Source organism: Micromonospora lutea (assembly GCF_016863535.1).
GTDB lineage: Bacteria > Actinomycetota > Actinomycetes > Mycobacteriales > Micromonosporaceae > Micromonospora > Micromonospora lutea.
Genome location: NZ_BOPB01000032.1, coordinates 65,189 through 91,394, shown reverse-complemented (window position 1 = coordinate 91,394; position 26,206 = coordinate 65,189). Strand labels below are relative to the sequence as shown.

The following is a 26,206-nucleotide window of genomic DNA, read 5'->3' as shown; positions in this document are numbered from 1 at the left end:
ATGACGCAGGAGTTGGCGATGACGCCGGACGCGGTCGCGGGTGGGCGTACGGATGTCTCCGACGAGGTGGTGGAGAAGATCGCGGTGGCCGCGGCGAAGTCCGTGCCCGGCGTGGTCGAGTTGGGTGGCGACATCGCCCGCTTCTTCAACGCGGTACTGGACCGGGTGGGGCTCGACCAGGTCGGCGACGCGCGGCGGGGGTGCTCGGCCCACGTGACCAACGGCGGTGCCGTGATCAACCTGGTCATCGTGACCGACGCCGGACATCCGGTACCGGAGGTGACCACGGCGGTGCGGGTCGAGGTGACCCGGGCGGTCGAGGCGTACGGACTGCGGGTCGACGAGATCAACATCCGGGTGGACGACGTGGCCATCGACGGTCCCGCCGGCTGAGTTCACCCAGCTCGGGTTACCCGTCGGTACGAACGTCCTTATCGATCGTTCAGGTAAGGGCTCTACACTCGACGTGCAGTCGAGGACTCGAGGAGGAGCCCGGGGATGAACGCCGACGACATCGCGGCCGGGCGGGCCCGCTGGCAGGCCCGCTACGACTCCGCGCGCAAGCGGGACGCCGACTTCACCACGCTCTCCGGGATGCCCGTCGAGCCGGTCTACGGTCCGCCGGAGGGTGCCGCGTACCCGGGCTTCGAGCGGATCGGCTGGCCCGGGGAGTTTCCCTACACGCGGGGCCTCTACCCGACCGGCTACCGGGGGCGGACCTGGACCATCCGCCAGTTCGCCGGGTTCGGCAACGCCCGGCAGACCAACGAGCGCTACAAGATGATCCTGGGCGCGGGTGGCGGCGGGCTCTCGGTCGCCTTCGACATGCCGACGCTGATGGGACGCGACTCCGACGACCCGCAGTCACTCGGCGAGGTCGGCCACTGCGGGGTGGCGGTGGACAGCGCCGCCGACATGGAGGTGCTCTTCGACGGCATCGACCTCGCCGGGGTCACCACGAGCATGACCATCTCCGGCCCGGCGGTGCCGGTGTTCTGCATGTACCTGGTCGCCGCCGAGCGGCAGGGCGCCGACCTGTCGAGCCTCGACGGGACGTTGCAGACCGACATCTTCAAGGAGTACATCGCCCAGAAGGAGTGGCTGTTCGACCCGGAGCCGCACCTGCGCCTGATCGGCGACCTGATGGAGTACTGCGCGACTGAGATCCCGCGCTACAAGCCGCTGTCCGTCTCCGGGTACCACATCCGGGAAGCCGGCTCCACGGCCGCGCAGGAACTGGCGTACACGTTGGCCGACGGCTTCGGCTACGTCGAACTGGGACTGTCCCGCGGACTCGACGTCAACGTCTTCGCTCCCGGGTTGAGCTTCTTCTTCGACTCGCACGTCGACTTCTTCGAGGAGATCGCCAAGTTCCGGGCCGCCCGTCGGATCTGGGCCCGCTGGCTGCGCGACGTCTACGGCGCGACCAGTGAGAAGGCCCTCTGGCTGCGGTTCCACACGCAGACCGCCGGCGTGTCGCTGACCGCGCAGCAGCCGGTCAACAACGTGGTACGCACCGCCGTGGAGGCCCTCGCGGCGGTGCTCGGCGGCACCAACTCGCTGCACACCAACGCGCTGGACGAGACGCTCGCGCTGCCCACCGACGAATCCGCCGAGATCGCCCTGCGTACCCAGCAGGTGCTGATGGAGGAGATCGGGGTGACCAACGTGGCCGACCCGTTGGGCGGCTCGTGGTACGTCGAGGCGCTCACCGACCGGATCGAGGCCGAGGCCGAGGAGATCTTCGCCCGGATCCGGACGCTGGGCGGCGAGGGACCGCACGCCATCGGGCCGATGACCTCCGGCATCCTGCGCGGCATCGAGGACGGCTGGTTCACCGGACAGATCGCCGAAGCCGCGTTCGCCTACCAGCAGGCGTTGGAGAAGGGCGAGAAGAAGATCGTCGGGGTCAACTGCCACACCGGCACGGTCGCCAAGGACCTGGAGATCCTGCGCATCTCGCACGAGGTGGAGTTGGAGCAGCGCCGGATGCTCGCCGAACGCAAGCGTGGCCGGGACGACGCCCGGGTACGCGCCGCGGTCGAGGCGATGGTGGCGGCGAGCCGTAGCGGAGAGAACATGATCCCGGCGATGCTCGACGCCGTCCGGGCGGAGGCGACTCTCGGCGAGATCTGTGACGCGCTGCGCGCAGAATGGGGCGTTTACCGCGAGCCCGCACGGTTCTGACCTTCGCCCCAACAGGCTCCTGGGCAGGGGTGACAGTCGCAACTGCGCGGGCCGAGGCTGATCCGAGTTCGGCGAACTGCGTGCGAGACTAGATAACCATGAGCGACCCACGGATCACCTCGTCGATCTTTACCCGCGGCGCGGTCGACCTCAGCGCGCTGCGCACCCCTGCCCCCAGTCCCGCACCCGCACCGGCACCGGCCCAGGCGGGCCCACCCGCCGGGGCACCCGGCGGTGCCGTCGGCGGAGTCACCGTCGTCGACGTGACCGAGGCGACCTTCCAGTCGGAGGTCCTGGAGCGCTCGCTGACCACACCCGTCGTGGTCGACTTCTGGGCCGAGTGGTGTCAGCCCTGCAAGCAGCTCTCCCCGGTGCTGGAACGGCTGGCGGTGGAGGGCGGCGGCGCCTGGGTGCTCGCCAAGGTCGACGTGGACGCCAACCCGAGGCTCGCGCAGATGTTCCGGGTCCAGGGCATCCCGATGGTGTACGCGGTGGTCGGCGGGCAGCCCGTCGATGCCTTCTCCGGTGTGGTGCCCGAGGCGCAGCTGCGGCAGTGGATCCAGGCCGTGCTCAAGGCCGGTGGAGTGAGCGTGGCCGAGCCGGAGGATCCTCGGCTCGACGAGGCGGACGACGCGCTGATGAGTGGTGACCTGGACGTCGCCGAGCAGGCGTACCGGAAGATTCTCGCCGAGACCCCGGGGGACGCCGTGGCCGAGGCCGGGTTGGCCCAGGTGGGGCTCGCCCGCCGGGTGGCCGGTGCCGACCCGCAGGCCGCGCTGACCGCGGCGGCAGCCAACCCCGACGACGTCGACGCCCAACTGCTCGCCGCCGACATCGAGGTGCTCAGCGGCCTGGCCGATCAGGCGTACCAGCGGCTGGTCGGGCTGGTCCGCCGCACCGGCGGAGACGACCGGGAAAAGGTCCGGCAGCACCTGGTCGGCCTGTTCACCATCGCCGGACCCGAAGATCCCGCGGTCGCCTCGGCCCGCCGGGCACTGGCCAGCGCCCTGTTCTGAGCACCTGCCACGCCAGCGCGGGCCGGCGTGTCGCCGGCCCGCCTTCTACCACCCGAAGAAAAAGGACGGGAGCCTAGGTGAGCGCGAGGAGTGAGCTTGCGAGCCCCGCAGTCGCGAACGGCAGGGTCACGGTGAGCGCGAGGAGTGAGCTTGCGAGCCCCGCAGTCGCGAACGACGGTGGCCCATGATGCGCCGGATCGCCGTCCTCGACGCGCCGAGCAATCTGGGTCTGCGCCCACCCACGCCCACCTCGGTCCCGGGCTGCGGCAAGGCGCCCGGTGCGCTACGGGATCAGGGTCTGCTGCCCCGGTTGCGCGCCCGGGACGCGGGCTGTCTGACTCCGCCCCGCTACGACGCCGGTGACTGGCGACCCGGCGACGGTGTCTGCCACGCCCGGGAGATCGCCGACTATTCCGTGGCACTGGCCGACCGGATCGGCGCGATCATCGACCGGGGAGAGTTCCCGGTGGTCCTCGGCGGTGACTGTTCGATCCTGCTCGGCTCGGCGCTGGCCATGCATCGGCTGGGGGAGGCCGTCGGCGGCCGGATCGGGCTGGTCTTCGTCGACGGCCATTCCGATTTCCGGCACCCCGGCAACGCCTCGTACGTGGGTGCGGCGGCCGGTGAGGATCTCGCCCTGGTCACCGGTCGGGGCCAGGCCGACCTCGCGGCCATCGAGGGACGGCGGCCCTACTTCCGCGACGTCGACGTGGTGGTGCTCGGCATCCGGGCCCAGGACGAGTACCGTCTCGACCTCCAGGCCGCCGGGATCATCACCCGACCGGTGCCGGCGCTGCGCGCCGAGGGTGCGGCGCGTACCGCCCAGTGGGCGCACGAGCAACTCGCCGACTGCGCCGGCTACTGGGTACACGTCGATCTGGACGTGCTCGATCCTGCCGTGATGCCGGCGGTCGACGCGCCCGACCCGGGCGGCATCGCCTTCGCCGAGTTGGAGATCCTGCTCGCCGGTCTGGTCGACACCCCGCACTGCCTCGGCGTCGAGCTGACCGTGTTCGACCCCGACTACGACCCGGACGGCGCGTACGCCGCGGAGATCGTCAACACCGTCGTCTCCGGCCTGCGTCCGGTGACCGCCCCGGCCTCGGTGCGACCCCGGCTACGTGCCGAGGAGACCGGGCGTGCCGCCCCCGCGCCCCGCGCCGCCGCCGACCATCCGGCTCCCACCGGCGGTGACCCTGATCTGTTCGCACCGGCGTTCGAGGCCGGGGACCCCTCTGACGAAGAACGCCCGGACGACCTGAGTCCCGCGCGGGACAGCGATCCACCCGGCATCGAGGACGCGGATGTGAGTCACGGCGAAGCGGTGACCGACATCAGTCCCGCACCGACACCGGGCGGTCTCCCGGCCTGACCGGACACGCTGTCGAGCGTGGCGCGAAATCGCCCTTTCGACGGCGCTCCGGCATCAAGCGTCACGTCCGGGGCCGCGCGATTCCCGGCCGGCGAGGCACGATCTGCCCCAGGCCGGTCAGTCAGCCAGGGAACGCAGGAAGCGTTCCGCGATCGGTACCGCGGTACCGCTGCCCGAGCCGCCCTTCTCGACGAAGACCGCGAACGCCACATCGCCCTGCCAACCGACGAACCAGGCGTGGGTGTTCTTCGGGCTGTCGTCGTACTCGGCGGTGCCGGTCTTGCCGTGCACCGGCTCACCCGGCACGTCGCGCAACGCGGTTCCGGTGCCGCTGGTGACCACCTCGCGCATCATTTCCCGGACGGCCGTGACCGCCTCAGCGCTCAGCTGCGGGCCCGGCTGGGCCGCCTGCTCCGGTGCCGGGTCGAGCAGCAGCTTCGGCGGGACGAACTGACCCTTGGCCACCGCTGCGGTCGCTGCGGCCATGGCCAGCGGGCTGACCAGGGTCGTACCCTGCCCGATCGCCGCGGCGGCCTGTTCGGTGGCGCCGCCGCCCGCCGACACCTTCCCGGTGAACGCGTCGATGCCCAGGTCCCCCCACTCGCCCTCCAGGCCCAGGGTGCGTCCGGCGGCAGCGAGCCCGTCGGCGCCCAACTGCGGGGCGAGCGCGGCGAAGGCGGTGTTGCACGACTTGGCGAAGTCGGTGCGGAACGGTACCTCGCCGAGGTCGAAGTCGTTGGAGTTCTTGAAGGAGCGTCCGTCCACGGTGAACGTCTTCGGGCAGGCGACGGTGCTGTCGGGCGTCACCGCGCCCCGCTCGATCAACCCGAACGCGCTGACCATCTTGAAGGTGGAGCCGGGTGGCACCTGCGCGGTGAAGGCCAGGTTCTCCCCGGCCGCACCGGGACCGTTGGCGGCGGCGAGCACGGCGCCGTCGGAGATCCGTACGGCGACCAGGGCGGCCCGGCGGCGCTGGCCGCGCAACGCACGGTCGGCGGCGTTCTGGGTGGCCACGTCGAGGGTCGTACGAACCGGCTGGCCTGGTTGGGGCTCGCGGCGGAACACCTCGGTGCCGGTCGGCTCCACAGTGCCGTCGGGCCCCGGCCGGTTGATGACGACGGCCAGTCCCGGGACGCCACGGAGCCGCTCGTCCCACCGGCCCTGCAATCCACCGTGACCGACGAGGTCGCCACGGGAGTAGCGGTCGGGATGCTTGGCGAGGTCCTCGGCGTACGCGGGGTCGACGCTGCCGAGTACCGCCCTGGCGAACTCACGGGTGGGGGCGAGGTCCAGCGTGTCGGTCGGGAACTTCGTCCCCGGCAGGGGGTGGATGCGTGACTTGATCTGCCGGTACGCCTCGTCGCGTAGGGTGACCACCTCGACGAACGCGTCCGGATCGGCTTCCTTGAGCCGTTTGGGCAGGTCCGACAGGTCAACCGGCGGGGTGATGGCCGGACGGATGGCGCGGAAGGCGGCATCCAACTCGCGGATCATGGCCTGCACGTCTGTCACCTTGTTGGGCTGCAGGCCCACCCGGACCACGTCACGCGGGGCCACGATCGGCTCGCCGGCCCCGTCGAGCACGGTGGCCCGGGACGCCCGGTCCCGCCGCAGCCCCAACCGGTCGCCCCGGGTGAGCTGTTCCTGGACGATCTGCGGCTCCCAGATCACCTGCCACTGGTCGTCGCGGCCCTGGGTGAGGCGCACCGGCCGGTCGTACGCCCAACTCGTCCCGCCCGGCAGCGTCCACTCCGCGCGGACGGTGGCGGTGGCGGTGTTCCGCACCACCTCGGGATCACCCTGGCGGGTCAGCGTGAGTGGAGCGTCGACAAGTTCGCCGGAAAGCTGCCGGATCTCCTGGACGACGTTGCCGGCGGGAAGCTTCGCGCCGGTCGGGTCGACGAAACCGACCGCGTTCAGGTCGCCCTTGCGCCAGCCGTCGAGGAACGCGTCGACGGTGCGCTGCGGACCGTCCTCGCCGGAGCAGGCGACCAGGCTGGCGGCTACGACCAGGCAGGTGGCGGCGATGGTCAGTGGCGACCGGCTGCGACGGTGTCGGCGCGAAACGTACATCTGGTGCTTCCTCCTGGTCGGCTGCTCCGCACGCTAGTACGAAGACACGCCGGCCACTGTCCCGCCCGGGTCCGGTCGGGTGAAAGACGGTCTGGTGACGGTGTGATGAACAACAACAGGCGGGGTACTCCCAACCCGGCCGAACCTCGTACCGCAACTGGGTGAAAGGACGACGTCGAAGATCCGGATGGCCGGCCGGTGGTCCGCCGACGGCGGACCGGGTCGGTCGGCCTAGGCTTGGCGGCAGAGTGACCCACAGCGTTGTGGGTCGAGGGGAGTGGCACCGATGGACCGGCGTCCGGCGATCAACCCGGGACCTGACCTTCGGCTGGCGGAGACCGGCCGGGACGACAGTTTCGACACGGCGACCGACGGAGACGGTTACGGCCGGCTAGACACAGGCGCGACCGGGATGACCGGTTCGAGTATCGACAATCTCTACGATCTCGGGCTGCCGCCGGAGGCGCTGGCCGAGGCGGAGGACGCCGAACTCGACGAACCGGTGCCCAACGCCGAGCGGTTGGTCGCCCAGGCTGTTTCGCTGGCTGGTGACGACCATGACGCGGCGACCCTGGTGAGCCGATTCTGGCGGTTCGCGCCGGACGAGGAACTGATCGGGTTCACCGCCGAGGAGATGCTCGACGCCGCCCGGGAACACCGGGAACTGGCCCTGCAGCGGGTGCCCGGTGAGTTGAAGCTGCGGATCCACTCACCCGACGCGGAGCAGCACCACAGCGTCATCGAGATCGTCACCGACGACATGCCGTTCCTGGTCGATTCGGTGACCGCCCTGCTCAACACCCACCACCTGGACGTGCACCTGCTGGTGCACCCGTTGGTGGTGGTGCGGCGGGAACCGTTGGGACGGCTGGTCGAGGTCGCCGCCGACGTGGAGCCGGATGACGCGATCTCCGGTGACCTGGTCGAGAGCTGGATGCACATCGAGATCGACCCGGTTCGTGACCCGGAGGAGCGGGACAAGCTGCGCCGGGAGCTGCAACGGGTGCTGACCGACGTGCGGGAGGCGGTCGAGGACTGGCCGAAGATGCGCCAGCGTGCCCTCGCCTTCGCCGACGAGTTGGCCGCCGCGCGGACCAGCGACAATCGGCCACCGGTGCCGGAGAAGGACATCACCGACTCGGTCGAGTTGCTGCGCTGGCTCGCGCACGACCACTTCACCTTCCTCGGGTACCGGGAGTACCGGCTGGTGCCGAATTCCGCCGACGGTGGGCCGGCGCTGGAAGCGGTGCTCGGCACCGGGCTGGGCATCCTGCGCCAGGACTCGCCGGAGGCGCGGGCGCTCTCCTCGATGACGCCGGAGGCGCACGAGAAGGTCACCGAGAAACGCCTGCTGATCATCACCAAGGCGAACTCGCGGGCCACCGTGCACCGTTCGGCGTACCTCGACTACATCGGCTTCAAGATCTTCGACGAGAACGGTGAGGTGGTGGGCGAGCGGCGCTTCCTGGGCCTGTTCTCCACCGCCGCGTACCGGACCAGCGTCCAGGAGTTGCCGGTGGTCCGACGCAAGGTCGCCGAGGTGCTGGACCGCTCCGGGCTGAGCCTGCGCAGCCACTCCGGCAAGGATCTGATGCAGATCCTGGAGACGTACCCGCGCGACGAGCTGTTCCAGATCAAGACCGACGACCTGTACCACGCGGTCATCGGGGTGCTGCGGATGGCCGGCCGCCGGCAGTTGCGGGTCTTCCTGCGGCGGGATGCGTACGGGCGGTTCATCTCCTGCCTGATCTACCTGCCCCGGGACCGCTTCACCACCCAGAACCGACTGCGCATGCAGGACATTCTGCTGCGCGAGCTGAACGGCGTCGGGGTGGACTACACCACCCGGGTGACCGAATCGATGCTGGCCCGGGTGCACTTCATCGTGCGTACCGACCCGACGAACCCGCCCGGTGACATCGACGCCGACCTGTTGGCCGAGGAGTTGGCCGACGCCACCCGGTTGTGGGACGACGACTACCGGCTGGTGCTGGAGCGCAAACTCGGCGACGAGCAGGCCAAGCACCTGTTCGGTCGGTACGCCGACGCGTTCCCGGAGGGCTACAAGGACGGGCACACGCCGTACGAGGCGATGAAGGACCTGGCCAAGCTGGAGCTGCTGGAGGAGTCCGGCCAGCTGGAGATGCACCTGTTCCGCAAGCAGTTGGCGCCGCGTGCCGGTGGCCGGGGGGCCGACGTCGACGAGTTGATGGACGTGCGGTTCAAGGTGTACCGGTACGGCGAGCCGATGATGCTCTCGGCGGTGCTGCCGGTGCTGCACTCGCTCGGCGTGAAGGTCGTCGACGAGCATCCGTACGAGGTGGAACGGGTCGACGGCCGGATCTGGCTGTACGACTTCGGGCTACGCCTACCGGAGGGGCACCAGGAGCTGTCCGAGGTACGCCCGCACGTGGAGAACGCCTTCGCGGCGGCGTGGCGGGGCGAGGCCGAGGTGGACCGCTTCAACGAACTGGTGCTGCGCGCCGGGCTGACCTGGCGTCAGGTGGTGGTGCTGCGGGCGTACGCGAAGTACCTGCGCCAGACCGGCACGGTGTTCTCACAGGACTACATGGAGTCCACGTTCATCGCGTACCCGCAGCTGGCCACGTTGCTGGTGCAGCTCTTCGAGGCGCGATTCGAGCCGGGCGCGCTCACGGCCGAGCAGCGGGAACAGCGCAGTGCGGAGTTGGTTTCCGAGATCGACGCCGGGCTCGAGGATGTGGCCAGCCTCGACCAGGACCGGATTCTGCGGTCGTACCTCTCGCTGATCCAGGCCACCCTGCGGACCAGTTTCTACCAGAAGCCGGTCGGCGGGCGGCCCAAGTCGTACGTGGCGTTCAAGCTGGACCCGCAGGCGATCCCGGACCTGCCGGCACCCCGGCCGAAGTTCGAGGTCTTCGTGTACTCGCCGCGCTTCGAGGGCGTGCACCTGCGGTACGGCCCGGTGGCCCGAGGTGGTCTTCGCTGGTCCGACCGGCGAGAAGACTTCCGTACCGAGGTGCTCGGCCTGGTCAAGGCGCAGATGGTGAAGAACGCCGTGATCGTGCCGGTGGGCGCGAAGGGCGGCTTCGTGCTCAAGCAGAAGCCGGGTGACCGCGAGGAGGCCGTGACCTGCTACAAGGAGTTCGTCTCGGCGCTGCTGGACGTCACCGACAACATCGTCGCCGGTGAGATCGTGCCGGCGGAGGACGTGGTCCGGCACGACGGAGACGACCCGTACATGGTGGTGGCGGCGGACAAGGGCACCGCGACCTTCTCCGACACCGCCAACGAGATCTCCACGGCGCACGGCTTCTGGCTGGGTGACGCCTTCGCCTCCGGCGGTTCGGCCGGCTACGACCACAAGAAGATGGGTATCACCGCCCGGGGCGCGTGGGAGTCGGTCAAGCGGCACTTCCGCGAGCTGGGGCACGACACCCAGAGCCAGGACTTCACCGTGGTCGGGGTCGGTGACATGTCTGGTGACGTGTTCGGCAACGGCATGCTGCTCTCGGAGCACATCCGGCTGGTGGCCGCCTTCGACCACCGGCACATCTTCCTGGACCCGGATCCGGACGCGGCCACCTCGTACACCGAACGGAAGCGGCTGTTCGGGCTGCCCCGGTCCACCTGGGAGGACTACAACGCTGAGTTGATCTCCACCGGTGGTGGGGTCTACCCGCGTACGGCGAAGTCGGTGCTGGTCTCACCGCAGGTCCGTGCCGTGCTCGGCCTCGACGACGACGTCGAGCAGCTGAGCCCGCAGGAGCTGATGAAGGCCATCCTCACCGCGCCGGTCGACCTGTTCTGGAACGGCGGCATCGGTACCTACGTCAAGGCGTCCAGCGAGACCAACGCCCAGGTGGGCGACAAGTCGAACGACGCGATCCGGGTGGATGGCCGCAACCTGCGCTGCCGGGTGGTCGGTGAAGGCGGCAACCTGGGCTTCACCCAGCACGGCCGGATCGAGTACGCCCAGGCGGGCGGCCGGATCTACACCGACTTCATCGACAACGCGGCCGGGGTGAACTGCTCCGACCACGAGGTGAACATCAAGATCCTGCTGAACACCGCGGTCGCCGACGGCGAACTGGCCCTGCCCGAGCGGGACGAACTGCTCGCCAAGATGACCGACGAGGTCGCGGGACTGGTCCTGCGGGACAACTACGACCAGGCCCGGGCGATCAACAACTCGCAGGCCCAGGCGACCTCGCTGCTTCCGGTGCACCGCCGAATGATCACGGAGCTGGAGCGCGCGGGCGTGCTGAACCGGTCGCTGGAGGCGCTGCCGCCGGACGAGGAACTGGCGGCCCGTACCGAGTCCGGGCTGACCGCGCCGGAGTTCGCCGTGGTGTTGGCGTACGTGAAGATCGCCCTGGAGAAGGAGATCCTCGCCGACGGGCTGCCGGACGAGGAGTGGACCGACGAGGTGTTGGTCAACTACTTCCCGTCGCCGATGCGGGAGCGGTTCGCCGACCGGATGGACCGACACCGGTTGCGCCGCGACATCGTGACCACGGAGCTGGTCAACGAGACGATCAACCGGGGCGGGATCTCGTTCGTTTTCCGGGTGGTCGAGGAGACCGGCGCGACGGCGGCGGACGTGATCCGGGCGTACACCGTGGTCCGGGAGGTCTTCGGGCTGCGTCAGCTGTGGGACGAGGTCGAGGCGCTGGACAACCGGATCGATCCGGAGTTGCAGACCAGCCTCTATCTCGACACTCGCCGACTGCTCGACCGGGCGGTGCGCTGGCTGGTGACCAACCGCCGTTCGCCGATCGACGTGCCGGTGGAGATCACTCGGCTGCGGGACGGGATCACCCGGCTGCTGCCCAAGATGGAGACGCTCTTCTACGGCAGCGAACGTGAGTCGATCGCGGCGCACATCGACTCTCTGACCGAGCGTGGTGTGCCGCGGGAGTTGGCCGAGCTCAGCACTCGGCTGATGTACAGCTTCGGTCTGCTGGACGTGGTGGAGACCGCCGCGGGTGCCGGGCGGGACGTGGGCGAGGTGGCGTCGGTCTACTTTGTGCTCTCGGACCGGTTCCGGGTGGATTCGCTGCTGTCGAAGATCTCCCTGTTGCCGCGCGAGGACCGTTGGCAGACCCTCGCCCGGATGGCGCTGCGGTACGACCTGTACGCCGCGCTCGCCGCCCTCACCGCGGAGGTGCTCGACTCGACGCCGGCCGATCTTGCGCCGCAGGAGCGGGTGCAGCAGTGGGAGCAGTCGAACGCCACCTCGATCCACCGCGCCGAACGGGCGATGGGGGAGTTCGACGAGTCCCGAGCGGACCTGGCAGCCCTCTCGGTGCTCCTCCGCCAGATCCGCACCCTGGTCCGCACCTCCGGCGCCACCTAACAGCCCCACCCGCCCCCCACCCGCCCCCACCCGCCCCACACCGGCCCGCCTCCGTCCCACACCCCGCCCGCCTCCGCGATCATGCAGTTGTGGCGGTCCGAATGCGTGGTTACGCGGCTTTTGTTCGGTGCCACAACTGCATGATCGGCGCGGACGGGGGGTGGGGACGGGTGGGGACGGGGCGGGGTGGGGTGGGGTTTAGGGGGTTAGGGAGGCGAAGACTATGACGTTGTCGGGGTAGTCGCCGGTCGCTTCGTCAAACTGGCCGCCGCAGGTGATCACCCGCAGTCCCGGCCGGTTGCTGGGGCCGTACACCTGCTCGGTGGGGAAGGCGTTCTTCGGGTACGAGGCCACCGAGTCCACCCGGAAGGTCGCCGCTCGGCCGTCTGCCCGCTCGACGGTGACGGTGTCGCCGGGTTGCAGGGCCCCCAGGGAGAAGAAGACGGCGGGCCCGATCGCGGCCGAGTCGACGTGTCCGACGATGACGGCGTTTCCCGGCTCGCCCGGGCTCGGTCCGGGCTCGTACCAACCGGCGAGCAGCGCCTGGTCGAGCGGGGGCACCTGGACGGTGCCGTCGGGGTTGGTGCCGAGCGCCATGATGCTGGCGCGGACCCCGATGCGGGGGATGACGATGCTGGTGGGAGTGGCACGGGGGAGTCCGGTCGGTGTCCGCTCCGCTCCGTCGAGGTCTGCCTCGGCCAACGGGCCGTTCGCGGTCGGACCGACCGTTCCCGCCACCGGCTGTGGCGGGCGCGGAGTGTCGGTGCTCTTCAGTGCGGCACCGATGAGCCCGGAGCCAAGCATGGCGAGCAGGACGACGACGACGGCGCCGACGGCGCGCCACGGTCCACCGTGACGGCCGTCGGCCCGTTTCGTCGTCGCGTCAGGCCGCGAACTCATCGACCCGACGACGGCGCATCAGCACGAGGCCACCGAGGGCGGCCGCGCCGACCAGGCTCGCCCCGGCGGCGGCCAGACCACGGTCGGCGCCGGTGGCCACACCACCGTCACCGCCGTCGACCCCACCGTGCGGCAGGACGACCAACTCGCCCGTGCCGCAGGAGCCCTCCAACTCGTACGTGCCGGGCTTGGCGTCCTGGGCGACCCGGGCTTCGCCGTAGTAGACGAAGTCCTTCTTGTGCTCCCAGCCGTCGCGCTCGCCGCGCTCGCCGGACCAGTCGCGCTCGCCGCGCTCGCCGGACTCTTCCTCGCCCTTGCCGGACCAGTCGCGCTCGCCCGACTCGCCAGCCCAGTCGCCGTGACCGGACCGGTCACTCTCGGCGGAGTCCGAGCCGTTCTCGTGCCGGCCTGACCAGCCGCCCGAGGACTCCTCGCCTTCCTCCTCGCGCTTCCAGTCCTTCTTGTCGTGGTCCTTCGAGTCACGGCCACCCTCGGCGTCCTGGCCGTGCTCCTCGCCCTTCCAGCCGTCGCGGGCGTCAGCGTCACCGCCGCCCCAGCCGTTACCGGACTCGCCTTCGGCTGGCTGCGAACGTTCGTGGCCGGACCAGCCCTCGCTGTCCGTGCCGCGTTCGGGGGCGCCGTGCTCCTCGCCCCGGCTCTTGTGGTCGCCACGCGAGTCGCGGTCCTGAGCCGCCTTGAGCTTGACCTTCCCGGTCACCTTGGACCAGACGAAAGCCTGCTCCTGCGACTCGTGGCAGATCTGCACGAGCTTGACCTCTTCGCCGGCCTTGACGGCGTGCGGCTTCGCGTAGACCTTGCCCTCGTCCGTGCCTGGTTGGCCGTCGGCGTACGCGACGCCGGGCGCGAACACCAGCAGGGAGGCGCTGCCGAGGGCAGCACCCGCCACGACCTTCCCCAGCATGTTCTTAGCCATCACCTGTGTCACTCCATCCCTGTTGTCCTGCGGCCGGCAACAACCGAGCCAGAACCGACGTTAGACCGTTTCATGACCTATGCAGGGAAAAATTCGTGTTCTGTCATTGGTTGGGTTTGCCGGGTTCTGTCGGTCTGCTCGCGCGGGAATGTCCGCCCGTCCGGCGTGCCTGGTCTGGGCGGCGGCGCACCCGATCGGGGTGGGTGGCGGGGTTGCCGCCGGATGGGTGGCTCCGATTGCTGTGGTGATGGAGCAATTTGTCCCGGTAGGCTTTCGAAAATATCGAACCATTGCCATGGAAGCGCTCCCATGCAAGAATCTCTGCACGCGGTGAGCTGAGCCACACCGCGTAGGCAGGTGTCGAGGGCATCCGGTTCGCCGGACGATCACCTGACCGCCGACCGGTGAGACCGGTCGTCGCACCACCACCAACGCCCGTCCGGGTCGGGCGCTCCCGAAGAATCCCGTTGGCACCGGCGGTCGTCCGCGGAGGACGCCCCTCGGGCCACGTGCCGGGCCGTACGCGGATCCGGTCTCGCCCAAGGAGATCAGTGGCATGAATGTGTGGAGAAGGCTGTCCGGCGGACGCCGGGCCGTCGCGCTGGCCGGCGCGAGCGCGCTGGTCGCGGGCGGCTTGGTGACGCTGCCGGTGACCGCGGCGCATGCGGCGACGCAGTGCGACGTGGCGTACACGACCAACGACTGGCAGGGCGGCTTCACTGCCAACATCACCATCAGGAACGTCGGCGACGCGCTCAGCAACTGGACGCTCGGCTTCACGTTCCCCGATGCCAACCAGCGCCTTGTGCAGGGCTGGTCGGCCCGGTGGAGCCAGTCGGGCCGCAACGTGACCGCGCAGAACGAGGCGTGGAACGGGAGCCTGGGCTCCGGCGCCAGCACGAGCATCGGCTTCAACGGCTCGTGGAGCGGCAGCAACCCCAAGCCCACCTCGTTCACCGTCAACGGGGTGACCTGTAACGGTGGCACGACGCCGACGAGCCCGCCGCCGTCCTCGCCGCCGCCGAGTTCGCCGCCGCCGTCGTCGCCGCCGCCGAGTTCGCCGCCGCCGTCGTCGCCCCCGCCGACCTCGCCGCCGCCGCCCGGGACCAAGGTGGACAACCCGTACCTGAACGCTCGGGGCTACGTGAACCCGGAGTGGAAGGCCAAGGCCGAGTCGGTCAGCGGTGGTAACCGGGTTTCGAGCATCTCGACCGCCGTCTGGATCGACCGGATCGCGGCGATCGAGGGCACCGACAACAGCCAGTCCAACGGTCCGATGGGCATCCGGGACCACCTGGACGAGGCGCTGCGCCAGAACGCGGACTACATCCAGTTCGTCATCTACAACCTGCCGGGCCGCGACTGCGCGGCGCTCGCCTCCAACGGTGAGCTGAAGGCGGACGAACTGCCGCGTTACAAGTCCGAGTACATCGACCCGATCGCGGCGCTCCAGGGTGACGCGAAGTACCGCAACCTGCGGATCATCAACGTCATCGAGGTCGACTCGCTGCCGAACCTGGTGACCAACACCTCCGGTAACCCGGGCGGCACCGTGATGTGTGACACGGTCAAGGCCAACGGTGCGTACGTGCAGGGTGTCGGCTACGCCCTGGCCAAGCTGGGCGCGTTCTCGAACGTGTACAACTACGTCGACGCCGGGCACCACGGCTGGCTCGGTTGGGACAGCAACTTCACCCCGACCGCCCAGATCCTGAAGGAGGCCGCGACGGCCTCCGGCAGCACCGTGAACCACGTGCACGGCTTCATCACCAACACCGCGAACTACTCGGCCCTGATCGAGCCGTACGCGAAGGTCACCGACTCGGTGAACGGGCAGACGGTGCGGCAGTCCGACTGGATCGACTGGAACCAGTACAACGACGAGCAGAGCTTCGCTCAGGCGTTCCGTCAGGAGCTGGTCCGGCAGGGCTTCCCCAGCGGCATCGGCATGCTGATCGACACCTCCCGTAACGGCTGGGGCGGCGCCAACCGACCCACCAGTGCGGGCCCGACGACCAGCGTGAACGCCTACGTGGACGGTGGCCGGGTCGACCGTCGTATCCACAAGGGCAACTGGTGCAACCAGGCCGGTGCTGGCATGGGCGAGCGGCCGAAGGCCGCGCCGGCCTCCGGCATCGACGCGTACGTCTGGGTCAAGCCGCCGGGCGAGTCGGACGGCTCCAGCCGCGAGATCCCGAACACCGATGGCAAGGGCTTCGACCGGATGTGCGACCCGACCTACACCGGTAACGACCGCAACGGCAACAGCATGAGCGGTGCCCTGCCGGACGCCCCGATCTCGGGCGCCTGGTTCTCGGCGCAGTTCGCCGAGCTGATGCGCAACGCCTACCCGCCGCTGTCCTGACGGACACAGGCATACCCGCCGCCGGCAGTAGGTGAGGCGCTGCGGCGGCAGGTCACCCGGGCCCCTGGTCCGACCGCACCGGTCGGACCAGGGGCCCCTCGTGCCGCCTGCGCCACGGTTGCCGTCACCCGCACGACGTGCGGTACGCCGAAACCGGCGGCCACCGCGTCGGCGGGGGCGCACCGTAGCGCGGGCGGATCAGGGAACGGTCTTCTCGATCGCGGCCCGACCGATGTCGTCCAGTTCGCGCCGGGCCCGCTCGATGTTCTCGGCGGTGAGGTCCTGCCCCCGGGCCATTACCAGGTCCTCCGGCTCCCAGGGCTGCTCCGCGCCGGTACGGATGTTGTCCGGTGCGGCGCCGGTGCCGGTCCCCGTCGCGCCGGTCCCCGCGGCGTACGGGTCGGCGATGATCTCCCCGGTGGGCGCGTTCCCGGTTTCGTCACCCGGTTCGGCGAACGCCGGATTGTCCCGGTCAGTTCCACCTCCGGTGATCAGCTGAGGAACGGTGCTGTCGTCCTCGACCGCCGCAGCAGCCTCGGGGCGCTCCTCCAGCGGTCGTCTCCGATCACGATCCGTCATCGTTGCTGCCCTCCTGTCCGCGGCGCTTCCCGGCCTGTTGCGCGTACCCGCCTCGCCGGTGGCCATGCCTGACGGGGTACGCCGAAGGCGGGTGCCCCGACTCGGGGGCACCCGCCTTCGACTGGCGACACCGGGCTGGTCAGCGTCCGAGCACGCGGTCGAGGAAGTCCCGGTACTCGCGCACGGCAACCCGTAGCTGCTCGGTGTCGGACGAGTCGTCCTCCTGCCAGCTGCCGAGCTTGTTCCGGTGCTCGGCCAGTGCGGCGGACAGCGCCTGCATGGCCTCCTCCACCAGCGACTGTGCCTCGCCGGCCGCTGCCCGTGGGTCGTCCACGAAGCGCAGCTGGACATCGCGCCAGCGGTCCCGGAAACCCTGCGCCGTCGCGTCGTCGAACAGGGTCGCCGCCCCGGCCGGCACCGCCGACCCGGACGCGCCCGCGCCCGCAGCCGGGGTCTGCGTGTCGGGGTCGACCATCGTGGGGGCGGCGCTGCCGAAGCCGGCCCCGCCCGCCGCCGCCGTGTCGTCGGCCGTCGCCGTGTCGACGCGGTCGTCGACCAGGCGGTCGTCCGCGGTCTCGTTGACGGTGGCCGAAGCCTCGACATCGTTGTCGTCGACGTCCTCGGTGAACTCGTCGCCGGTGCGGTCGAACTCGGCCGTCGGGTCCGCCCGCAGTCCCTCCCGCTCGCCGTCGATCGCGCCGTCGCCAGGCCGAGCGGTGTCCTCCTCGCGCGGGTCACGCTCGTCCTCGGGGCGCGGGCTGGCCAGCGCGGACGCGGCGACCGCACCACCGACCGTGGTCGCGCCGAAGGCGGTCGGCACCGGACCCGGCTCGTTGAACTCGACCCGTTCACTGTCGGAGCCCGGACGGCCGTCCCAGGGGCGGCCCCGGTCTGCCTCCGACCGATCACGGTCCGTCGGCTCGTCGACGGTGTCGACGTCCTCGACCAGATCCCGGTCGTCGTCGGTGGCCTGCACCGCCACCGGGGTGGAGCGTACGGACTCCGGGTGGTCGTTGTTGAGCTGCTGTTCTTCCTGCCGCATAGCGATCTCCTCAGCGGTTGGTGGCGTCATGGGCGGCGTCGGGGTGGCGCTGTTCGGGCGCCCCGGTAGCGACCGGCGGCTCCTCGCCGAGCAGGTCACCGAAGAGGGCGCGGTAGTGGACGACGGCCTGGCGGAGATCCTCGGTGCTGGCCTCGCCCCGGGAGTTGCGCAGGTGGATCTCGTGCGCGTCGCGGTAGTGGCCCAGCGTGCGCGCGTGCTCGACGGAGAGATGGGCGATCTGGTCGTCGAACTCACCCGTGGGGTAGCCACGTTCGGCGATGAGCCGGCTGACCAGTTCGTCGGCCTGGCCGACGGTCTCGGCGGGGGAGTCGACGAAACGGACCTGAAGCTCCTCCCATGCCTCGGCGTACCGGGCACGGGACTCAGGAGCGAGCGGGACCAGTTCGAGTTCGGCGTGCCGGCGTTCCCGGTCCCGAAGCTCGCGCTCGGCGGCGCTGCGGCTCTCCTGCTCGGCGACGACATGGTCGTACTCGGGTCCGAAGCGTTGCCGGAGCGCCCGGCGGCGGCCGGCCACCACGACGGCGGCGGCGATGGCGACGACCACCAGGATGACGAGGACGGTGACGACTATCTGCGTGGGCGACATAGCTCCTCCTTCGCCTGCAGGTATTCCCGCCACGCACTGATCGCCAATCCCGTTCCGGAGTACTTTCCTGGCCCAACCTGCCAGGGCTCAGGGCCAAACCCGACAAGCTGGTCGTCCTCGGAACGTTCGGCAACGTACCGGTAGTCTCGACGGACGGTAGTGCGACCGGCGCGGATTACGTATCCTGCCCAAGGCGCCCGAGCCGGCGTCCCGGCGGGACAACCGGGGTGCGGCCCGGTGACGGCGCTGCCCGGCTGCGCCGGAGCCCTTCCAGCCACCCTTCCGGGCGAGGTCCGATATTGAACACCCGCGACTGGCCGATCCGCTCGAAGCTGACCGCGTTGGTCGTCGTGCCGGTGACCGCCCTGCTGGCACTGTGGATCTTCGCCACCACACTGACCTTCGGACCGGCGCTCGACCTGCTCTCCGCCCGTACCCTTCTCTACGACCTCGGTCGGCCCGGTGAGACGGTGGTGGCCGAGCTGCAACGGGAGCGTCGACTCTCGGTGGTGCATCTCGCCTCGCCCCGTACCGTGTGTGGACAGCCGCGGGCCGACTGCGTGCTGCCGGCTCTGGTGGAACAACGGGTCCGCACCGACGCGGCCATCACGGAGCTGCGCCGGCGGGTCGGTGGGGAGCAACTGCGGGACGCCGCCGGCGAGCTTCTCGAACACCGGCTCGATCGGCTCCTCGGCGAACTGGACGCGTTGCCGGCCGGTCGCGCCTTCATCGATCGTCGCGACCTCGACCGCGTCGGTGCCGTCGGCCTCTACAGCGGAATGATTTCCTCTGCCTTCCACACCTTCACCGCCCTGGCCAACCTTCCGGACCACGACCTCAACCGCGAGGCGCTGGCGCTGACCAGCCTCGGCCGCTCGCGGGAACTGCTGGGCCAGACCGACGCGCTGCTGGCCGGTGTGCTGACGGCCGGGCGGTTCGCCGAGGGCGAGCACACCCTGGTCGTCCAGAGCATCGGCAACCAACGGTTCCTGGCCGAGGCCGCGGTGGCCGACCTGCCCGAGGCGGACCGGGCCGCCTACCAGCGATTGACCGAGCAGGAGGGGTTCCGCCGGCTACGGGTGATGCAGGACGACCTGGTGGCCGCCGATCCGTCGGCCCGGCTGCGGGTCGATCCGCAGCAGTGGCAGCGAAGCTACGACGCGGTGCAGCAGGCGTTACGGGACTTCGAGTTGACCCAGGCGGACGGACTGGCCGACCGGTCGGTGCCGATGGCGGTGAGCATCCTGGTGCGGCTGGCCGCCGCCGGGCTGCTCGGCCTGATCGCCGTGGTGCTCTCGTTGGTGGTGGCGGTCCGGGTCGGCCGCTCCCTGGCACGGCGGTTGACCCTGGTACGCGGCACGCTGTCCGACGCCGAACGACGGCTGCCGGAGGTGGTGGACCGGCTGCGCAAGGGTGAGCAGGTCGACCTGGCGCGGGAGACATCGGTGGCGGACCGGGGCGCCGACGAGATCGGCCAGGTCGCGCAGGCGTTCACCGAGGTGCACAAGGTCGCGCTCCACTCGGCCATGGTCGAGGTGAGCCTGCGACGCGGCCTCAACGACGTCTTCCTGAACATCGCGCGGCGCAGCCAGGGGCTCGTGCACCGGCAGATCGCCCTGCTCGACCGGCTGGAACGTGACGCGGAGGACCCGGATCACCTGGCCGAGCTGTTCCGCGTCGACCACCTCGCCACCCGGCTGCGTCGGCACGCGGAAGACCTGGTCATCCTCGCCGGTGCCACACCGGGGCGGGGCTGGCGTAGCCCGGTGGCCATGGTGGACCTGATCCGCGGAGCGATCTCCGAAGTCGAGTCGTACGACCGGGTCGACGTCACCAACGTGCAGCCCGCCGGCACGGTCGGCCGGGTGGTGGGCGACATCATCCACCTGCTCGCCGAGCTGATCGAGAACGCCACGGCCTACTCGCCGCCTGATTCCCGGGTGGAGATCTCCGGTGAGCACGTGGCTCACGGTTACGCCCTCTCCGTCTCCGACGAAGGGCTCGGCATGAGCGAGGCCGCCATTGAGGAGGCGAACCTCAAGCTGGCCCGGTCACCGGAGTTCGATCCGAGCGAGACCGCCCGGCTCGGTCTCTTCGTGGTGGCGCGACTGGCCGCCCGGCACGACGTTCGGGTGCGGTTGCGCCGATCGGAGGGGACCGGCCTCACCGCTGTGGTGCTCATCCCCACCGATCTGATCACCGAGGAACCGTCGCCGTTGCCAGGCCCGGAGGCGCTGGCGGGCGACGACCGAGGTGCCACGCCGGAGCAGCGCAGGCTGGCCCGGGCGACGCGGCTGACCACGGTTCCCCGGGCCCGAAGCCGAAGCGGCCAACGTGGCGCGTCGGCGTCGTCCGACGGCCCGGCTCGGGACGGTCAGACGTCTGAGGCGGCGGTCGCGGCGCCGGGCAGCTCGACGGTCGGTCCGGTCGAGGCCGACGGCCTGCCGCGCCGGATTCGTCGGCGAGCCACCGCGCCGTCCATGGCCGACCTGGCGACAACGTCGGGCACCGAGGCCGTCAACGGCACCCCGTCCGGCACCGAGACCGCGCCCGGGGATCCGTCCGTCGCCGCGACCGGGGCGGAGCCAGCGGTCGGCCCCGGTGCGGCACCAGTGCCCGCTGCGGGAGCGCGGGCACCCGGGACCAACCTGTCCACACCAGGGTCAGCGGGTGCGGGGGAACGGGCCGGCCCGGCCTCCGCGCACCCGGGGGCGTCCCGTGGTGACCGGGTGCTGGAGGAGCCCACCGTCCAGCTACCGACGATGTCCGCGCGGACGGCCGCGATCGACCAGCCGACCGTGCGACAACCGGTGGTGGCGTCGCGGGCCCAGTTCCGGCCGCACCGCGATCCGACGCCGCGCAGTCCCGAGGAGGCACGCCGGGTGATGTCGGCGTTGCAGGCAGGTACCGCGCGGGGCCGGCGAGCCGCGGGTCGCGTCACGAACCCCGGCCAGGACGGGCCGATGCCCGAGCACCCGACAGACCCGGCCCCGGCGGTGCCGAACCGCCCGGACGGCCGGTCAGCCGTGCGTCCGACCGACGAGGTCGGATCGTCGGTGGACCTGCCGGAGCGGGCGGAGTCGGGACCGCTGGGCCAGGACCGAACCACCGAGTTGCCCGACACCCCGTCGGGCACCGGACCGGCGTCGGAATCCCCGACCGCGACTGAGAGGGACGCCTGATGCAATCGACGAGGCAGAACGCAGATCTCGACTGGTTGCTGGACGATCTGCTGGAGCGGGTGCCGACCGCGCGGCACGCGGTGGTGTTGTCGGCGGACGGACTTCTGCTGGGTTCCTCCGCCAACCTGGAGACCGCCGACGCCGAGCACCTCTGCGCGCTGGCCTCCGGCCTGTCCAGCCTGGCCCGGGGTGCCAGCCGGCAGTTGGCCGGCGGACCGGTCCGGCAGACGGTGGTGGAGATGGAGTCCGCGTACCTTCTCGTCACCGCAGCGGGGCAGGGTGCGTGCCTGGCGGTCGCCAGCGAGGTCGACGCGGACATCGGCCTGGTGGCGTACGAGATGGCGATGTTGGTGACCCGGGTGGGCGAGAACCTGGGCGTGCCGGCTCGGGCGTCGGTGGGTGCCACCGATGCGGACTGACTTACCCGAGCATCGACATGAGTGGCTCGACGACGACGCCGGTCCGGTGGTGCGGCCGTACACCCTCACCGGGGGACGCGTCCGTCCGAGCGCGGACGGCTTCGACTTGGTCGCCTACGTGTTGGCGAAGCCGGACCCGGACCTCGCGGCCTACCCGGAGCTGCATCCCGAGCACCGGCTGCTGGTGGAGCTCGCCGGCCGTGGCACCCCGGTCGTGGAGCTCGCCGCGGGCCTGGACCTGGCGGTAGGCGTGGTCCGGGTGCTGCTCGGTGACCTGCTGTCCCGGGGACTGGTCGCCGTGCACCAGCCACCGCGTGCCACCTACCTCCCCGACAACGACATCCTCAAGGCGGTGGTCAGTGGACTCCGTGCGTTATGACGGCGAGCGGCGGGGCCGTCGGGTGCCCATCGCGTTGAAGATCCTCGTCGCCGGCGGTTTCGGTGCCGGCAAGACGACGCTGGTGAGCGCGTTGAGCGAGGTCCGACCGTTGCAGACCGAGGAGATCCTGACCGGTGCCGGCATCGGCACCGACGACATCTCCGGGGTGGAGACCAAATCGACCACCACGGTCGCGATGGACTTCGGGCGGATCACCATCAACGACGACCTCCAGCTGTACCTCTTCGGCACTCCCGGACAGGACCGGTTCTGGTTCCTCTGGGACGAACTGGCCTTCGGAGCGCTCGGCGCGGTGGTGCTCGCCGACACCCGGCGGCTGGCCGACTGCTTCCCCTCCATCGATTACTTCGAGCAGCGGGGTATTCCGTTCGTGGTGGGGGTGAACTGCTTCGACGACTCCCGGCGGTTCAGCCTGGAGGCGGTGCGTCGGGCCCTGGACCTGGACCCGGATGTGCCGATGGTGCTCTGCGACGCCCGGGACCGGCAGTCCGGCAAGACCGTGCTGATCTCCCTGGTCGAGCACGTCGCCCGACAGCGGGGCGAGCCGGTGCCGACGCCCTGAGCCGATCGGCCCGGGCGGGAGCGGGTGGACCGCTGGCGGGTCGCGGTTCGGAGGTCTAATCCGACGATGTCGGGGGAAGGCTTCTGGTGGGAGTCGGCGGACAAACGAGCAGAGGACGGGAACCTGTGGCAGATCGAGGCGAGATCGTTCACATCGGCGGATACACCGCGCCCAGCGGTGGCCGCGGCACCGGCATCGTCGCCGCCCGGCGGCAGCCGGATACGGGCGAGCTGACCTCCTTGGGCACCGTCGCGGTCACCGAGTCGCCGTCGTTCCTCGCCCGCCACCCGACGCGTCCAATGCTGTACGCGGTCAACGAGTTGCCCGACGGGCGGATCAGCGCGTGGCAGGTCGGGGCCGACGGTGACCTGGCGTCGGTCGGCTCGTGGTCCACCGGTGGTGCCGAGCCGTGCCATCTGGCGGTCGCGCCGGACGGGGATCACCTGTTCGTGGCCAACTACGGCAGCGGCAGTGTCACGGTGTTCCCGCTCGACGCCGAGGGGGTGCCCGGCGAGCGCACCGATGTGGTGGAGCACCAGGGGCATGGGGCCGACCCCGAACGCCAGGAGCGGGCGCACGCTCACATGGTCTCGCCGGGTGCCGGTGCGTCGCCGTTGCTGGCGGTCGACCTGGGCACCGACTCGATCTACCGGTACGACCTCGACGTCGCCACGGGGCGGCTGGTGCCACGGGCGCCCAGGGTGCGGACCGCCGCCGGGGTGGGACCTCGGCACCTGACCCGGCACCCCGACGGGCGGCGTTGCTACGTCTCGGGTGAGCTGGACGGTTCGGTGCTGGCCTACGAGCTGACCGACGGGGTGCTGCACCAGCGGGGGCGGGTCGACGCCAGCGACCGGGGCGGGCACGTCCAACCCTCCGAGATCGGAATCGGACCGGACGGTCGCTTCCTCTACGTCGCCAACCGGGGCGTCGGCACGGTGACCGTCTTCGCCATCAGCGCGGACCTGCCCGAATTCGTGGCGGAGGTGGAGACCGGCGGCGAGTGGCCGCGTCACTTCGCGCTTATCGGGCAGCACCTCTACGTTGCCGACGAACGGGCGGACATGGTGCGGACCTTCCGGATCGAGCCGACGACGGGCGTGCCGGTGGCGGTCGGAGAGCCGTTGCTGGTGGCGAGCCCCACCTGCCTGCTGCCCTGATCATGGGCGCTTGGACATAGATACATCCACCTTGCGACGCTGACCGGTCACTCAAAGTTACTAAATGCCGGTAAACTGTTTCTCCTCTGTAACTTTCGTCCGAACGGCCATGGCAGTCCAACGGTCGGATACGCAAGATGGTCAGCGTGTCAGCAGGCCGCCATCGCATGCGTTCAAGTATTCACGGCGCCGCCGCCGCAGCAGCGGTCGGCGTCCTCGTCGTCACCGCTGGTGGGTGGGTGGGCTATCGCCAACTCGCCGGCCAGGACTGCTCGGGCAAGATCGAGCTGTCCGTCGCCGTGGCGAGCGAGCTCGCCCCGGCGGTCGACGAGGCGGCCACTGAGTGGGAGAAGAAGGGTGCCGCCGTCGATGGAACCTGTATCGATGTGACGGTCGCCGCCTCCGACCCGGTCGAGGTGGCTGCGGTGGTGGCGGCCAAGCACGGCGCGATCCTGGCCGGGGTGGGCCAGGCCAGTGGCACCGCGGTGAGCCCGGATGTCTGGATCCCGGACTCCTCGACCTGGCTGCTTCGACTCAAGACCGGCGGCGCGGCGGCGTTCGAGCCCGGCAACGGCTCCTCCATCGCCAGCAGCCCGGTGGTGGTGGCCATGCCGGAGCCGATCGCCACCCGGTTGGGCTGGCCGCAGCAGGAACTCGGCTGGACCCAGTTGCTCACCCGGCTCAACAGTGACCGGCCGCTGAAGACGGGCATCGTCGAGCCGACCCGGGACGCCGCCGGTCTGTCCGGCCTGCTGTCGTTGATGACGGCCGCGGCGTCGACCGGCGGTGAGACCGCCGAGCAGGAGCGCGTCGGCGCGCTGCGTGCGTTGGCCTCGGGCGCCTCGGCGCTACGCCAGGATCTGCTCGCCAAGTTCCCGACGGCTGGCGACGCCACCACTCTGGCCAGCGCTCTCGGTGCGGCGGCGTTGTCCGAGGAGGACGTCATCCAGTACAACGCCCGGAAGCCTCCGGTGCCGTTGGCGGCGCTCTACCTGAAGCCGGCGCCGCTGCCGCTGGACTACCCGTACGCCGTGCTGCCCGGGATCGAGCCGGCCAAGGCGTCCGCCGCAGGGGTGCTGTTCGAGGCACTGACCACGGCGTCGTTCAAGGACAAGCTGGCCGCGCAGTCGCTGCGGGCGCCGGACGGCAACTGGGGCGCCGGATTCGACGCACCGCAGGGCGCGCCGAGCCCGGCCGGTGGCGACTCCTCGGTCGCGCCTCCGGCACAGGGCGGCGTCGCCGCCGGTGGGCTGGCACCGGACGCGGTCGAGCGGGCGGTTTCCAGCTGGTCCATCGCTACGCTGTCCGGCCGGATGCTCTGCGTCATCGACGTCTCCGGTTCGATGAAGAAGGCGGTGCCGACCGCCAACGGGGCCACCCGGCAGCAGGTCACCACGGAAGCCGCCCGGCGAGGACTGAACCTGTTCGACGACTCCTGGTCGATCGGTCTGTGGGTCTTCTCGACCAATCTGGTGGGCTCGCGGGACTACCAGGAACTCGTGCCGATCGCGCCGCTGTCCAGGCAGCGCAGCGAGTTGGAGCGGGGCCTGGACCGGGTCGTCTCGTCCAGCGGTGACACCGGGTTGTACGACACCCTGCTGGCCGCGTACAAGGACGTCCAGGCGAACTGGGAGCCGGGCAAGGTCAACTCGATCGTGCTCTTCACCGACGGCAAGAACGAGGACGCCGACGGCATCTCCCAGAAGGCCCTGCTCGCCGAGCTGAAGCGGATCAAGGATCCGGACCAGCCGATCCAGGTGATCATCATTGGTATCGGCACCGAGGTCAGCAAGTCCGAGCTGGACACCATCGCAAGCAGCGCCGGCGGCGGTGCCTTCATCGCCACCGACCCCACCAAGATCGGTGACATCTTCCTTCGGGCGATCGCGCTGCGGAAGGCGCCGGCCTGATTTGAGACACCCGAAAAGGGCCTGTGGTACCGGTTTCGCCGGCACCACAGGCCCTTCTCGCGTCGTCCTACGTCTTGGAAACTGACGGCAATACGTCGGAAGCAATTGGTAGCCATGGTTGTCAGGGCAGGATGTCGTCGTGCATCGGCAGACCCGGCCG

The 26,206-nt window shown here is 70.4% G+C and carries 18 protein-coding genes; 12 read left to right on the top strand and 6 right to left on the bottom strand.

Annotated elements, in window-relative coordinates:
- The 4 genes from Vlu01_RS24990 to Vlu01_RS24975 all read left to right on the top strand — a co-directional run bounded on the left by Vlu01_RS24990 (position 1) and on the right by Vlu01_RS24975 (position 4,575).
- Complete coding sequence (locus Vlu01_RS24990) at positions 1-393, top strand: Asp23/Gls24 family envelope stress response protein (protein WP_239096108.1); 393 nt, start codon at positions 1-3, stop codon at positions 391-393.
- A gap of 105 nt (positions 394-498) precedes the next feature.
- A complete protein-coding gene (gene icmA, locus Vlu01_RS24985; protein ID WP_204003945.1) occupies positions 499-2,187 on the top strand; it encodes a coenzyme B12-dependent isobutyryl-CoA mutase large subunit in 1,689 nt (562 codons plus the stop codon).
- A 98-nt stretch (positions 2,188-2,285) separates the two neighbouring features.
- A complete protein-coding gene (locus Vlu01_RS24980) occupies positions 2,286-3,203 on the top strand; it encodes a tetratricopeptide repeat protein (protein WP_204003942.1) in 918 nt (305 codons plus the stop codon).
- A gap of 184 nt (positions 3,204-3,387) precedes the next feature.
- Positions 3,388-4,575, top strand: a complete 1,188-nt coding sequence (locus Vlu01_RS24975; RefSeq protein WP_308440984.1) for an arginase family protein — start codon at positions 3,388-3,390, stop codon at positions 4,573-4,575.
- Positions 4,576-4,692: 117 nt separating this feature from the next.
- Here Vlu01_RS24975 and Vlu01_RS24970 read toward each other — a convergent pair whose 3' ends face one another.
- Positions 4,693-6,648, bottom strand: a complete 1,956-nt coding sequence (locus tag Vlu01_RS24970) for a penicillin-binding transpeptidase domain-containing protein (RefSeq protein WP_204003939.1) — start codon at positions 6,646-6,648, stop codon at positions 4,693-4,695.
- Between the two features lie 286 nt (positions 6,649-6,934).
- Between Vlu01_RS24970 and Vlu01_RS24965 the strand changes: the two genes are divergently transcribed.
- Positions 6,935-11,986, top strand: coding sequence for an NAD-glutamate dehydrogenase (locus Vlu01_RS24965; RefSeq protein ID WP_204003936.1), 5,052 nt, complete (start codon positions 6,935-6,937; stop codon positions 11,984-11,986).
- Positions 11,987-12,184: 198 nt separating this feature from the next.
- Here Vlu01_RS24965 and Vlu01_RS24960 read toward each other — a convergent pair whose 3' ends face one another.
- Entirely contained in the window at positions 12,185-12,886 is a 702-nt protein-coding gene (locus Vlu01_RS24960; RefSeq protein WP_204003933.1) for a class F sortase, read from the bottom strand.
- Entirely contained in the window at positions 12,870-13,820 is a 951-nt protein-coding gene (locus Vlu01_RS24955) for a hypothetical protein (RefSeq protein ID WP_204003930.1), read from the bottom strand. Before Vlu01_RS24955 ends, Vlu01_RS24960 begins: the two co-directional genes overlap by 17 nt.
- A gap of 556 nt (positions 13,821-14,376) precedes the next feature.
- Between Vlu01_RS24955 and Vlu01_RS24950 the strand changes: the two genes are divergently transcribed.
- Positions 14,377-16,185 carry a glycoside hydrolase family 6 protein gene (locus Vlu01_RS24950; protein ID WP_204003928.1) on the top strand — a complete coding sequence of 603 codons (1,809 nt, stop codon included), beginning with the start codon at positions 14,377-14,379 and terminating at the stop codon, positions 16,183-16,185.
- 198 nt (positions 16,186-16,383) lie between these two features.
- Here Vlu01_RS24950 and Vlu01_RS24945 read toward each other — a convergent pair whose 3' ends face one another.
- From Vlu01_RS24945 to Vlu01_RS24935, 3 genes are all read right to left on the bottom strand, one after another.
- Positions 16,384-16,764 (bottom strand): hypothetical protein, encoded by a 381-nt coding sequence (locus tag Vlu01_RS24945; RefSeq protein ID WP_204003919.1) that lies wholly within the window; start codon positions 16,762-16,764, stop codon positions 16,384-16,386.
- A 139-nt stretch (positions 16,765-16,903) separates the two neighbouring features.
- The gene (locus Vlu01_RS24940; protein WP_204003917.1) at positions 16,904-17,806 is read right to left on the bottom strand and encodes a hypothetical protein; all 903 of its coding nucleotides are present in this window, start codon (positions 17,804-17,806) and stop codon (positions 16,904-16,906) included.
- Between the two features lie 10 nt (positions 17,807-17,816).
- Positions 17,817-18,413 carry a hypothetical protein gene (locus Vlu01_RS24935; protein ID WP_204003915.1) on the bottom strand — a complete coding sequence of 199 codons (597 nt, stop codon included), beginning with the start codon at positions 18,411-18,413 and terminating at the stop codon, positions 17,817-17,819.
- Positions 18,414-18,712: 299 nt separating this feature from the next.
- Here Vlu01_RS24935 and Vlu01_RS24930 point away from each other — a divergent pair, with 299 nt between their 5' ends.
- The 6 genes from Vlu01_RS24930 (at position 18,713) to Vlu01_RS24905 (ending at position 26,046) form a co-directional block, all read left to right on the top strand.
- Positions 18,713-21,595, top strand: a complete 2,883-nt coding sequence (locus Vlu01_RS24930) for a sensor histidine kinase (protein WP_204003913.1) — start codon at positions 18,713-18,715, stop codon at positions 21,593-21,595.
- The gene (locus Vlu01_RS24925) at positions 21,595-22,014 is read left to right on the top strand and encodes a roadblock/LC7 domain-containing protein (protein WP_204003911.1); all 420 of its coding nucleotides are present in this window, start codon (positions 21,595-21,597) and stop codon (positions 22,012-22,014) included. The genes Vlu01_RS24930 and Vlu01_RS24925 overlap by 1 nt, the downstream gene beginning before the upstream one ends.
- Positions 22,004-22,393, top strand: a complete 390-nt coding sequence (locus tag Vlu01_RS24920) for a DUF742 domain-containing protein (protein ID WP_204003909.1) — start codon at positions 22,004-22,006, stop codon at positions 22,391-22,393. Before Vlu01_RS24925 ends, Vlu01_RS24920 begins: the two co-directional genes overlap by 11 nt.
- A complete protein-coding gene (locus Vlu01_RS24915) occupies positions 22,374-22,976 on the top strand; it encodes a GTP-binding protein (RefSeq protein WP_204003907.1) in 603 nt (200 codons plus the stop codon). The genes Vlu01_RS24920 and Vlu01_RS24915 overlap by 20 nt, the downstream gene beginning before the upstream one ends.
- Before the next feature lie 125 nt (positions 22,977-23,101).
- Positions 23,102-24,136 (top strand): lactonase family protein, encoded by a 1,035-nt coding sequence (locus tag Vlu01_RS24910; RefSeq protein WP_204003905.1) that lies wholly within the window; start codon positions 23,102-23,104, stop codon positions 24,134-24,136.
- A 146-nt stretch (positions 24,137-24,282) separates the two neighbouring features.
- A complete protein-coding gene (locus Vlu01_RS24905; RefSeq protein WP_204003902.1) occupies positions 24,283-26,046 on the top strand; it encodes a substrate-binding domain-containing protein in 1,764 nt (587 codons plus the stop codon).
- Positions 26,047-26,206 lie beyond the last annotated feature (160 nt).